The sequence below is a fragment of the Achromobacter seleniivolatilans genome (assembly GCF_030864005.1).
In the GTDB taxonomy this organism is placed as follows: domain Bacteria; phylum Pseudomonadota; class Gammaproteobacteria; order Burkholderiales; family Burkholderiaceae_B; genus Achromobacter; species Achromobacter seleniivolatilans.
Genome location: NZ_CP132976.1, coordinates 4029768 through 4042506, shown reverse-complemented (window position 1 = coordinate 4042506; position 12739 = coordinate 4029768). Strand labels below are relative to the sequence as shown.

Genomic DNA, 12739 nt, shown 5'->3' with positions numbered 1-12739 from the left:
CTGAAGAAAATAAGTACGGGTTGTGATTGCATTATTTTTGTTCCAAGTTCTCAAGACTGGGGTGAATAACCTCAGACTGCTTTGAAACTTATGAACGGCACAAACGCTAATACTCAGGTCCTATAGCCTACAGCGTTATAGGATCAAGCGACTAAGTGCATATGGTGGATGCCTTGGCGATCACAGGCGATGAAGGACGTAGTAGCCTGCGAAAAGCTACGGGGAGCTGGCAAACAAGCTTTGATCCGTAGATATCCGAATGGGGAAACCCACCGCAGCAATGCGGTATCCCTAGCTGAATACATAGGCTAGTGGAAGCGAACCGGGTGAACTGAAACATCTCAGTAGCTCGAGGAAAAGAAATCAACCGAGATTCCGAAAGTAGTGGCGAGCGAAATCGGAAGAGCCTTTACGTTTTAGCATGCAAGATAATCGAAGGGGATGGAAAGCCCCGCCGTAGCAGGTGATAGCCCTGTAGATGAAATTTTGTGTGTGGAACTAAGCGTAAGATAAGTAGGGCGGGACACGTGAAATCCTGTTTGAAGATGGGGGGACCATCCTCCAAGGCTAAATACTCGTGATCGACCGATAGTGAACCAGTACCGTGAGGGAAAGGCGAAAAGAACCCCGGAAGGGGAGTGAAATAGATCCTGAAACCGTATGCATACAAACAGTAGGAGCCTCCTTGTGGGGTGACTGCGTACCTTTTGTATAATGGGTCAGCGACTTACATTCAGTGGCAAGGTTAACCGAATAGGGAAGCCGTAGCGAAAGCGAGTCCGAATAGGGCGATTCAGTCGCTGGGTGTAGACCCGAAACCAGATGATCTATCCATGGCCAGGTTGAAGGCACGGTAACACGTGCTGGAGGACCGAACCCACTAATGTTGAAAAATTAGGGGATGAGCTGTGGATAGGGGTGAAAGGCTAAACAAATCTGGAAATAGCTGGTTCTCTCCGAAAACTATTTAGGTAGTGCCTCAAGTATTACTGCGGGGGGTAGAGCACTGTTATAGCTAGGGGGTCATGGCGACTTACCAAACTATGGCAAACTCCGAATACCCGCAAGTACAGCTTGGGAGACAGAGCACCGGGTGCTAACGTCCGGACTCAAGAGGGAAACAACCCAGACCGCCAGCTAAGGTCCCGAATTATCGCTAAGTGGGAAACGAAGTGGGAAGGCATAGACAGTCAGGAGGTTGGCTTAGAAGCAGCCATCCTTTAAAGAAAGCGTAATAGCTCACTGATCGAGTCGTCCTGCGCGGAAGATGTAACGGGGCTAAGCGATAAACCGAAGCTGCGGGTGTGCACTTTTAGTGCACGCGGTAGGAGAGCGTTCTGTAAGCCTGCGAAGGTGGCTTGTAAAGGCTGCTGGAGGTATCAGAAGTGCGAATGCTGACATGAGTAGCGATAAAGGGGGTGAAAAGCCCCCTCGCCGTAAGTCCAAGGTTTCCTGCGCAACGTTCATCGGCGCAGGGTGAGTCGGCCCCTAAGGCGAGGCAGAGATGCGTAGCTGATGGGAAACTGGTTAATATTCCAGTACCGTCGTACAGTGCGATGGGGGGACGGATCGCGGAAGATCATCAGGGTGTTGGATGTCCCTGTTGCTGCATCGAAGATGGCGCTTAGGCAAATCCGGGCGCGTAAATCAAGGGTGTGACACGAGCGAGCATTGCTTGCGAAGTGATTGGAAGTGGTTCCAAGAAAAGCCTCTAAGCTTCAGCTGTACGAGACCGTACCGCAAACCGACACAGGTGGACGGGATGAATATTCCAAGGCGCTTGAGAGAACTCAGGAGAAGGAACTCGGCAAATTGATACCGTAACTTCGGGAGAAGGTATACCCCGGTAGTGTGAAGCGCCTGCGCGCTTAGCATGATGGGGTCGCAGAGAATCGGTGGCTGCGACTGTTTATTAAAAACACAGCACTCTGCAAAGACGAAAGTCGACGTATAGGGTGTGACGCCTGCCCGGTGCCGGAAGGTTAAGTGATGGGGTGCAAGCTCTTGATCGAAGCCCCGGTAAACGGCGGCCGTAACTATAACGGTCCTAAGGTAGCGAAATTCCTTGTCGGGTAAGTTCCGACCTGCACGAATGGCGTAACGATGGCCACACTGTCTCCTCCTGAGACTCAGCGAAGTTGAAGTGTTTGTGATGATGCAATCTACCCGCGGCTAGACGGAAAGACCCCATGAACCTTTACTGTAGCTTTGCATTGATCTGTGAACCGGCCTGTGTAGGATAGGTGGGAGGCTTTGAAGCGTAGTCGCTAGATTACGTGGAGCCAACCTTGAAATACCACCCTGGTTTGTTTGCGGTTCTAACCTTGGTCCGTTATCCGGATCGGGGACAGTGCATGGTGGGCAGTTTGACTGGGGCGGTCTCCTCCCAAAGTGTAACGGAGGAGTTCGAAGGTACGCTAGGTACGGTCGGAAATCGTGCTGATAGTGCAATGGCATAAGCGTGCTTGACTGTGAGACTGACAAGTCGAACAGGTGCGAAAGCAGGACATAGTGATCCGGTGGTTCTGAATGGAAGGGCCATCGCTCAACGGATAAAAGGTACTCTGGGGATAACAGGCTGATACCGCCCAAGAGTTCATATCGACGGCGGTGTTTGGCACCTCGATGTCGGCTCATCTCATCCTGGGGCTGTAGCCGGTCCCAAGGGTATGGCTGTTCGCCATTTAAAGAGGTACGTGAGCTGGGTTTAAAACGTCGTGAGACAGTTTGGTCCCTATCTGCCGTGGGCGTTGGATACTTGACGGAGCCTGCTCCTAGTACGAGAGGACCGGAGTGGACGTACCTCTGGTGTACCGGTTGTCATGCCAATGGCATTGCCGGGTAGCTAAGTACGGAAGAGATAACCGCTGAAGGCATCTAAGCGGGAAACTCGTCTGAAGATTAGGTATCCCGGGGACTTGATCCCCCTAAAGAGTCGTTCGAGACCAGGACGTTGATAGGTCAGGTGTGGAAGCGCAGTAATGCGTTAAGCTAACTGATACTAATTGCTCGTGAGGCTTGATCCTATAACACTGATGGTTATTGACCTGGTGATATAGCGTTCCAAGTGTCGTTCAATACAAAATCTGACTGCACCGTCGGCAGTCAGCCAACAATTACACCCCCCTGTGCATGATCATCGAGCTAGTCTCTGATCATCCACACGTTGTGTTTCTTCCAAGATTGGAGCAGTTGCCTAACCGCAGCCGCTCAACCAGTTACGCCTGACGACCATAGCAAGGTGGTACCACTCCTTCCCATCCCGAACAGGACAGTGAAACGCCTTCGCGCCGATGATAGTGGACGGACGTCTGTGAAAGTAGGTCATCGTCAGGCTTTTATTCCGCGAAACCCCGCAGGTAATCCTGCGGGGTTTTGTCTTTATATAGTGTGAGAACCTATAATTCTTACTGCTGTAAAACTGAAGAAATTCAGCAAAACAGCGGATTTGCAAGATGTGATGCAAGTTAGGCAAAAGCCAGTTGCAAGATCTGCAAAAATGATGTTATAGTTTCAGGCTTGGCTGCTACCGAAAGATCAGGGGTTTACCCCGACATTTCGATAGCTGCTAAAAGAGAAGCTAGTGTGAAAACGCTAGCGAGGCTTGAAGAAGTTGTTAGTTAGCAGTGCGGCAGGCGTTTGAGGCAATCGCTGGAAAGCGAAGGTTAAAAAACAAAAGCTACACTGATTTGACAAACGATAAAAACTCCTTCATAATCTCGTTTCTCTGCTGCTGACACAGCAACCAGCGATGCGAAAGCAAAGCGAATTGACCGAAGTTAGCGGCAAGATGCAGTAAGAAGTGTGTAGTACAGAATTTAGCAGTACCGCTCTTTAACAATTAAACAACCGATAAGTGTGGGCGCTTGATGCGATGCACTGTGATTAGGTAAGGGGTTAAACCCGAGCTTACTCACAAGCACAAGAAATCAAGTGCTCACTAGAAGTGAAGTACCTTAGACGTCAAGTTTAAGAACATACCTCACTTCCTTTGAGTAGCGACGTATGACCTGGTTCGGATTTATTCGGACCAAGAATACGAACAAATACAGAGATTAAACTGAAGAGTTTGATCCTGGCTCAGATTGAACGCTAGCGGGATGCCTTACACATGCAAGTCGAACGGCAGCACGGACTTCGGTCTGGTGGCGAGTGGCGAACGGGTGAGTAATGTATCGGAACGTGCCTAGTAGCGGGGGATAACTACGCGAAAGCGTGGCTAATACCGCATACGCCCTACGGGGGAAAGCAGGGGATCGCAAGACCTTGCACTATTAGAGCGGCCGATATCGGATTAGCTAGTTGGTGGGGTAATGGCTCACCAAGGCGACGATCCGTAGCTGGTTTGAGAGGACGACCAGCCACACTGGGACTGAGACACGGCCCAGACTCCTACGGGAGGCAGCAGTGGGGAATTTTGGACAATGGGGGAAACCCTGATCCAGCCATCCCGCGTGTGCGATGAAGGCCTTCGGGTTGTAAAGCACTTTTGGCAGGAAAGAAACGTCATGGGTTAATACCCTATGAAACTGACGGTACCTGCAGAATAAGCACCGGCTAACTACGTGCCAGCAGCCGCGGTAATACGTAGGGTGCAAGCGTTAATCGGAATTACTGGGCGTAAAGCGTGCGCAGGCGGTTCGGAAAGAAAGATGTGAAATCCCAGAGCTTAACTTTGGAACTGCATTTTTAACTACCGGGCTAGAGTGTGTCAGAGGGAGGTGGAATTCCGCGTGTAGCAGTGAAATGCGTAGATATGCGGAGGAACACCGATGGCGAAGGCAGCCTCCTGGGATAACACTGACGCTCATGCACGAAAGCGTGGGGAGCAAACAGGATTAGATACCCTGGTAGTCCACGCCCTAAACGATGTCAACTAGCTGTTGGGGCCTTCGGGCCTTAGTAGCGCAGCTAACGCGTGAAGTTGACCGCCTGGGGAGTACGGTCGCAAGATTAAAACTCAAAGGAATTGACGGGGACCCGCACAAGCGGTGGATGATGTGGATTAATTCGATGCAACGCGAAAAACCTTACCTACCCTTGACATGTCTGGAATTCCGAAGAGATTTGGAAGTGCTCGCAAGAGAACTGGAACACAGGTGCTGCATGGCTGTCGTCAGCTCGTGTCGTGAGATGTTGGGTTAAGTCCCGCAACGAGCGCAACCCTTGTCATTAGTTGCTACGAAAGGGCACTCTAATGAGACTGCCGGTGACAAACCGGAGGAAGGTGGGGATGACGTCAAGTCCTCATGGCCCTTATGGGTAGGGCTTCACACGTCATACAATGGTCGGGACAGAGGGTCGCCAACCCGCGAGGGGGAGCCAATCCCAGAAACCCGATCGTAGTCCGGATCGCAGTCTGCAACTCGACTGCGTGAAGTCGGAATCGCTAGTAATCGCGGATCAGCATGTCGCGGTGAATACGTTCCCGGGTCTTGTACACACCGCCCGTCACACCATGGGAGTGGGTTTTACCAGAAGTAGTTAGCCTAACCGTAAGGGGGGCGATTACCACGGTAGGATTCATGACTGGGGTGAAGTCGTAACAAGGTAGCCGTATCGGAAGGTGCGGCTGGATCACCTCCTTTCAGAGCTTAAGTGCTCGTATTAAGTGTCCACTCTTATCGGTTGTTTAATATAGCTGGGATCAGTTGTAGGCATGGGTCGAGGGGTTCTTCCCCAAGTCTTCAGCTACCTGACTACTGATCCGAGAAGGTTTTGGGTCTGTAGCTCAGTTGGTTAGAGCACCGTCTTGATAAGGCGGGGGTCGTTGGTTCGAATCCAACCAGACCCACCAAAGTATTTCGCGTGGTGTTATCACTGTGTGGGATATGGGGGTGTAGCTCAGCTGGGAGAGCGCCTGCTTTGCAAGCAGGATGTCATCGGTTCGATCCCGTTCACCTCCACCATTGATTCTCAAATAAGTCACCTGGTGGTGATGTAGAGGCTAACTCATAGCATCGTTGTTTACGATTCTATGAGTTAGGTTTTACCTAACAGCTATATTCGTTCTTTAACAATCTGGAAGAAGCACAACGAAATGTACTTATTAAGTACTCAGCGCAAGCTGAAGAAAATAAGTACGGGTTGTGATTGCATTATTTTTGTTCCAAGTTCTCAAGACTGGGGTGAATAACCTCAGACTGCTTTGAAACTTATGAACGGCACAAACGCTAATACTCAGGTCCTATAGCCTACAGCGTTATAGGATCAAGCGACTAAGTGCATATGGTGGATGCCTTGGCGATCACAGGCGATGAAGGACGTAGTAGCCTGCGAAAAGCTACGGGGAGCTGGCAAACAAGCTTTGATCCGTAGATATCCGAATGGGGAAACCCACCGCAGCAATGCGGTATCCCTAGCTGAATACATAGGCTAGTGGAGGCGAACCGGGTGAACTGAAACATCTCAGTAGCTCGAGGAAAAGAAATCAACCGAGATTCCGAAAGTAGTGGCGAGCGAAATCGGAAGAGCCTTTACGTTTTAGCATGCAAGATAATCGAAGGGGATGGAAAGCCCCGCCGTAGCAGGTGATAGCCCTGTAGATGAAATTTTGTGTGTGGAACTAAGCGTAAGATAAGTAGGGCGGGACACGTGAAATCCTGTTTGAAGATGGGGGGACCATCCTCCAAGGCTAAATACTCGTGATCGACCGATAGTGAACCAGTACCGTGAGGGAAAGGCGAAAAGAACCCCGGAAGGGGAGTGAAATAGATCCTGAAACCGTATGCATACAAACAGTAGGAGCCTCCTTGTGGGGTGACTGCGTACCTTTTGTATAATGGGTCAGCGACTTACATTCAGTGGCAAGGTTAACCGAATAGGGAAGCCGTAGCGAAAGCGAGTCCGAATAGGGCGATTCAGTCGCTGGGTGTAGACCCGAAACCAGATGATCTATCCATGGCCAGGTTGAAGGCACGGTAACACGTGCTGGAGGACCGAACCCACTAATGTTGAAAAATTAGGGGATGAGCTGTGGATAGGGGTGAAAGGCTAAACAAATCTGGAAATAGCTGGTTCTCTCCGAAAACTATTTAGGTAGTGCCTCAAGTATTACTGCGGGGGGTAGAGCACTGTTATAGCTAGGGGGTCATGGCGACTTACCAAACTATGGCAAACTCCGAATACCCGCAAGTACAGCTTGGGAGACAGAGCACCGGGTGCTAACGTCCGGACTCAAGAGGGAAACAACCCAGACCGCCAGCTAAGGTCCCGAATTATCGCTAAGTGGGAAACGAAGTGGGAAGGCATAGACAGTCAGGAGGTTGGCTTAGAAGCAGCCATCCTTTAAAGAAAGCGTAATAGCTCACTGATCGAGTCGTCCTGCGCGGAAGATGTAACGGGGCTAAGCGATAAACCGAAGCTGCGGGTGTGCACTTTTAGTGCACGCGGTAGGAGAGCGTTCTGTAAGCCTGTGAAGGTGGCTTGTAAAGGCTGCTGGAGGTATCAGAAGTGCGAATGCTGACATGAGTAGCGATAAAGGGGGTGAAAAGCCCCCTCGCCGTAAGTCCAAGGTTTCCTGCGCAACGTTCATCGGCGCAGGGTGAGTCGGCCCCTAAGGCGAGGCAGAGATGCGTAGCTGATGGGAAACTGGTTAATATTCCAGTACCGTCGTACAGTGCGATGGGGGGACGGATCGCGGAAGATCATCAGGGTGTTGGATGTCCCTGTTGCTGCATCGAAGATGGCGCTTAGGCAAATCCGGGCGCGTAAATCAAGGGTGTGACACGAGCGAGCATTGCTTGCGAAGTGATTGGAAGTGGTTCCAAGAAAAGCCTCTAAGCTTCAGCTGTACGAGACCGTACCGCAAACCGACACAGGTGGACGGGATGAATATTCCAAGGCGCTTGAGAGAACTCAGGAGAAGGAACTCGGCAAATTGATACCGTAACTTCGGGAGAAGGTATACCCCGGTAGTGTGAAGCGCCTGCGCGCTTAGCATGATGGGGTCGCAGAGAATCGGTGGCTGCGACTGTTTATTAAAAACACAGCACTCTGCAAAGACGAAAGTCGACGTATAGGGTGTGACGCCTGCCCGGTGCCGGAAGGTTAAGTGATGGGGTGCAAGCTCTTGATCGAAGCCCCGGTAAACGGCGGCCGTAACTATAACGGTCCTAAGGTAGCGAAATTCCTTGTCGGGTAAGTTCCGACCTGCACGAATGGCGTAACGATGGCCACACTGTCTCCTCCTGAGACTCAGCGAAGTTGAAGTGTTTGTGATGATGCAATCTACCCGCGGCTAGACGGAAAGACCCCATGAACCTTTACTGTAGCTTTGCATTGATCTGTGAACCGGCCTGTGTAGGATAGGTGGGAGGCTTTGAAGCGTAGTCGCTAGATTACGTGGAGCCAACCTTGAAATACCACCCTGGTTTGTTTGCGGTTCTAACCTTGGTCCGTTATCCGGATCGGGGACAGTGCATGGTGGGCAGTTTGACTGGGGCGGTCTCCTCCCAAAGTGTAACGGAGGAGTTCGAAGGTACGCTAGGTACGGTCGGAAATCGTGCTGATAGTGCAATGGCATAAGCGTGCTTGACTGTGAGACTGACAAGTCGAACAGGTGCGAAAGCAGGACATAGTGATCCGGTGGTTCTGAATGGAAGGGCCATCGCTCAACGGATAAAAGGTACTCTGGGGATAACAGGCTGATACCGCCCAAGAGTTCATATCGACGGCGGTGTTTGGCACCTCGATGTCGGCTCATCTCATCCTGGGGCTGTAGCCGGTCCCAAGGGTATGGCTGTTCGCCATTTAAAGAGGTACGTGAGCTGGGTTTAAAACGTCGTGAGACAGTTTGGTCCCTATCTGCCGTGGGCGTTGGATACTTGACGGAGCCTGCTCCTAGTACGAGAGGACCGGAGTGGACGTACCTCTGGTGTACCGGTTGTCATGCCAATGGCATTGCCGGGTAGCTAAGTACGGAAGAGATAACCGCTGAAGGCATCTAAGCGGGAAACTCGTCTGAAGATTAGGTATCCCGGGGACTTGATCCCCCTAAAGAGTCGTTCGAGACCAGGACGTTGATAGGTCAGGTGTGGAAGCGCAGTAATGCGTTAAGCTAACTGATACTAATTGCTCGTGAGGCTTGATCCTATAACACTGATGGTTATTGACCTGGTGATATAGCGTTCCAAGTGTCGTTCAATACAAAATCTGACTGCACCGTCGGCAGTCAGCCAACAATTACACCCCCCCCTGTGCATGATCATCGAGCTAGCCTCTGATCATCCACACGTTGTGTTTCTTCCAAGATTGGAGCAGTTGCCTAAACCGCAACCGCTCAACCAGTTACGCCTGACGACCATAGCAAGGTGGTACCACTCCTTCCCATCCCGAACAGGACAGTGAAACGCCTTCGCGCCGATGATAGTGGACGGACGTCTGTGAAAGTAGGTCATCGTCAGGCTTTTATTCCGCAAAACCCCACAGGTAATCCTGTGGGGTTTTGTCTTTGTAGAGTGAGAACCCTACGATTGTGATTGCAGCTAGTGTGCGTTTACAGGCGTGGCGTGTTCCCGATGCAGTACAACGATTGCAATACCCAAGATTCGAGCGGTTGACGCTTTAGTCAGCAGCTCAAGCAGTTACGCTTGACGACCATAGCAAGGTGGTACCACTCCTTCCCATCCCGAACAGGACAGTGAAACGCCTTCGCGCCGATGATAGTGGACGGACGTCTGTGAAAGTAGGTCATCGTCAAGCTCTTATCCCTCAAAGCCCCTCCGGTATCCGGTGGGGCTTTGTCTTTGGGGCAAGGCTAGAGTGCCTGTGTGCTGCGAACATGAAGCATCGCCAATCAGGCTGCAAGCCGCGCCAATGTTGAATGTGCACAAATAACAACGAGCGTGGGCAGCGTGGTTTTGTGCGGTAAGATTGACCGAGTCAATTCGTTGGAGCGTTATCGTGAGTGATCCCCAGACCCCCGTGCCCGGTACGACATTAGACCTGCGCACGTTGACCCACGTGGCTTACGGCTTGTTTGCCTTGGGCTTTTTGACGAGTGGAATTCTGGGCATTGCGACCTTGGCGGCAGTGGTGCTGATGTATTTGAAGCGCTCGGATGCTGCCGGCACGGTTTACGCGGCTCATTTTGATTGGATGCTGCGCACATTCTGGTGGGCCATGCTGTGGCTGGCTATCAGCGGCATTGGCTTGTACATCTTCATTGGTTGGCTGGGTTTGATCGCCACCGTCGTGTGGGTGCTTTACCGCCTGATCAAGGGTTGGCTGGCGTTGCTGGAAGGCAGCGCACCGACCACCTACGCCTGACCTGACTGAGTCTTCACCAGGCACGAAAAAGCCGGCAGCGATGCCGGCTTTTTCATGCGCAAATTCAGTGCGGAAGCTGATGTCGAGTGTGCGGAATCTAAGACTTAGTTGCGCCCGGCCAGCTCACCTTGTGTGACACAAAAGCCGCGAGCAACGTTGTGGCGCGGCGTTGGCTACGATCGAGGTCGGAGTTGGGCTCTGACTTGCCGATCGCTTGGGTTGTACCTTGTGCGCACGTCCGCAGGCTTGCTGAAGTTGCCGCCAGTAAGTGCTTGATCTGGATGGCGCAGTGCTAGGCCTACATGACGCAAGAGACCGAGCGCCTCATTAGGAACCTAGATGAGGTTCTTGGAAAGCATCGGCAGGCGCTTTTTGAGGCATAGGCTAGGGTGGGGGCAACGGGCAATACCGCTGCGCACCGACGTGTATTTGGGCTGATTAAGCGGTGTTGTGTTCAACGGTTTGGGGCTGTATTGCTATCCACCATCAATAGGCACAGTGCGGCGCGTTGATGCGCGTTGAGGGTGCTCGATGATCAGCAAGCGAGATTGCCAATTGCGGCTTTCACTCAAGCATTGCAGAACGTGTGCAGCGGTCGAGCGCGGATAGCCGTGGGGTTGCATAACCGTTCAGAGGCCATCGAATTTCATGACAGGATGCTCGGAAAGCCGCGCCAGGCTTAGCGATCAGGTAGTACAGGTGTGGAGAATTTTGCCGAAGTCCTCCGGAGGTGGAGGCGGCTGTCGCGCCGAGAATAGGGCTTGCACGTAAGGCTAGCTCGCCCGGTTGTGAGCCAGGGCGTCGCGACAATCTAAGCAACAGGGACGTACCGGGTACGCCCTTTGCCTGCTTACTTCAGATGTGCGTTGACCAGTTTGGTCAGTTCGAACATCGTGACTTGATCCTTGCCAAAGATCGGACGCAGCTTGGCGTCGGCGTTGATATTGCGCCTGTTGCTGGCATCTTGCAGGTCGTGCTTCTTGATGTATTCCCAGATCTTCTTGGTGACCTCGGTACGCGGCACGGCTTCCGAGCCGATGACAGCGGCCAAGTCGGCGCTGGGGGTCAGGGGCTTCATGAATGCAGCGTTCGGCTTGCGCGCGGTCGCGGGTTTGGAGGTTGTGGCCATAATGCGGCGCTCCTTCTCTGGCTGTTGGAAAAATTGTCCTGCGGCCGGAGCATAACGTGTCTCTCTGGTAAAGACAAAGGCATTTATCCTCTGTAGCAACTAAAATGCACACACTGATCCCTCTATCACGCGATTCTGTAACCTCCTATGTACGCACGATCTGCTTTGGAATCAATTCGACTGTTTCATGACGAATTGACCGCGCTGCGGCGCGATTTGCATGCACACCCTGAATTGGGCTTCGAGGAGGTCCGAACATCGGGAATCGTCGCGGGCGCCTTGGAGGCGCTGGGGATCGAGGTGCACCGGGGCATCGGCAAGACCGGCGTGGTTGGTGTCATCCGCGGCAAGCGCTGCGACAGCGGCCGCATGATCGGTCTGCGTGCCGACATGGACGCGCTGCCTATGACGGAAGACAACGAGTTTGGCCATAAGTCCACCAAGCCGGGTTTGATGCATGGCTGCGGTCATGACGGTCACACTGCTGTCTTGATCGGCGCCGCGAAGTACCTGGCGCAAACGCGAAACTTTGACGGTACGGCTGTGCTGATCTTCCAGCCGGCCGAAGAGGGCCGAGGCGGCGCGCGTGCCATGCTTGAGGATGGCCTTTTCGACACGTTTCCGTGCGATGCCATCTACGCGTTGCACAATTGGCCGGGTTTGAGGCCAGGTACGATCGGCATCAATCCCGGTCCGATGATGGCGGCGGCGGACCGCTTCGAGATCCAGATCACTGGCCGCGGCGGCCATGGCGCCCATCCTTATCAGACGATTGATCCGGTGATGATCGCCGGCCAGATCATCACTGCGTTGCAGACCATCGTGTCGCGCAACGTGAATCCGTTGGATTCGGCTGTGGTGTCGATTGGGTCGTTGCAGGCCGGGCATCCTGGTGCAATGAGCGTGATTCCGCGGGAAGCCAAGATGGTTGGCACGGTGCGTACGTTCCGCAAGTCAGTTCAAGAGATGGTCGAGACCCGGATGCGTGAATTGGTCACGGCGATTGCCAGCGCGTTTGGCGGCACTGCGGAACTGATCTATGAGCGCATTTATCCCGCGACCCTGAACACGCCGCAGCACGCTAACCTGGTGGCCGATATTGCGACGGAGATGATCGGCAAGGAAAACGTCGTGCGCGATCTGGTGCCGTCCATGGGTTCCGAAGATTTTTCATTCATGTTGCAGAACAAGCCCGGCGCGTATTTCCGTCTGGGGCAGGGCGGCGCCGAGTCGGGCTGCGTACTGCACAACTCGCATTTTGATTTCAACGATGCGGTCATTCCGCTGGGCAGCGCGATGTTCTCTGCGCTGGCCGAACGCGGTATGCCGCTGGCAGATTAA

3 protein-coding genes, 2 tRNA genes and 6 rRNA genes are annotated in these 12739 nt (G+C 52.8%); 10 read left to right on the top strand and 1 reads right to left on the bottom strand.

Going from position 1 to position 12739, the window contains the following annotated elements:
• The first annotated feature begins 141 nt into the window (after nucleotides 1-141).
• The 9 genes from RAS12_RS18185 to RAS12_RS18145 all read left to right on the top strand — a co-directional run bounded on the left by RAS12_RS18185 (nucleotide 142) and on the right by RAS12_RS18145 (nucleotide 10269).
• Nucleotides 142-3026: ribosomal RNA gene (locus RAS12_RS18185) — 23S ribosomal RNA — on the top strand.
• Nucleotides 3027-3223: 197 nt separating this feature from the next.
• A 5S ribosomal RNA gene (gene rrf / locus RAS12_RS18180) occupies nucleotides 3224-3336 on the top strand.
• Between the two features lie 721 nt (nucleotides 3337-4057).
• Nucleotides 4058-5588: ribosomal RNA gene (locus RAS12_RS18175) — 16S ribosomal RNA — on the top strand.
• A 132-nt stretch (nucleotides 5589-5720) separates the two neighbouring features.
• Nucleotides 5721-5797 (top strand) — tRNA-Ile (locus RAS12_RS18170).
• A 36-nt stretch (nucleotides 5798-5833) separates the two neighbouring features.
• A tRNA-Ala gene (locus RAS12_RS18165) sits at nucleotides 5834-5909 on the top strand.
• A gap of 299 nt (nucleotides 5910-6208) precedes the next feature.
• Nucleotides 6209-9093 (top strand): 23S ribosomal RNA (locus RAS12_RS18160).
• A 200-nt stretch (nucleotides 9094-9293) separates the two neighbouring features.
• Nucleotides 9294-9406 (top strand): 5S ribosomal RNA (rrf, locus tag RAS12_RS18155).
• 183 nt (nucleotides 9407-9589) lie between these two features.
• Nucleotides 9590-9702 (top strand): 5S ribosomal RNA (rrf, locus tag RAS12_RS18150).
• The 16S, 23S and 5S rRNA genes sit together here with 2 tRNA genes alongside, the layout of an rRNA operon.
• Nucleotides 9703-9903: 201 nt before the next feature.
• Nucleotides 9904-10269: a DUF4870 family protein gene (locus RAS12_RS18145; protein WP_306937799.1), complete on the top strand. Its 366-nt coding sequence runs from the start codon at nucleotides 9904-9906 to the stop codon at nucleotides 10267-10269.
• An 850-nt stretch (nucleotides 10270-11119) separates the two neighbouring features.
• Here RAS12_RS18145 and RAS12_RS18140 read toward each other — a convergent pair.
• Nucleotides 11120-11398 (bottom strand): SWIB/MDM2 domain-containing protein, encoded by a 279-nt coding sequence (locus tag RAS12_RS18140; RefSeq protein WP_306937797.1) that lies wholly within the window; start codon nucleotides 11396-11398, stop codon nucleotides 11120-11122.
• Nucleotides 11399-11545: 147 nt separating this feature from the next.
• Here RAS12_RS18140 and RAS12_RS18135 point away from each other — a divergent pair, with 147 nt between their 5' ends.
• Nucleotides 11546-12739, top strand: coding sequence for a M20 aminoacylase family protein (locus RAS12_RS18135; RefSeq protein ID WP_306937794.1), 1194 nt, complete (start codon nucleotides 11546-11548; stop codon nucleotides 12737-12739).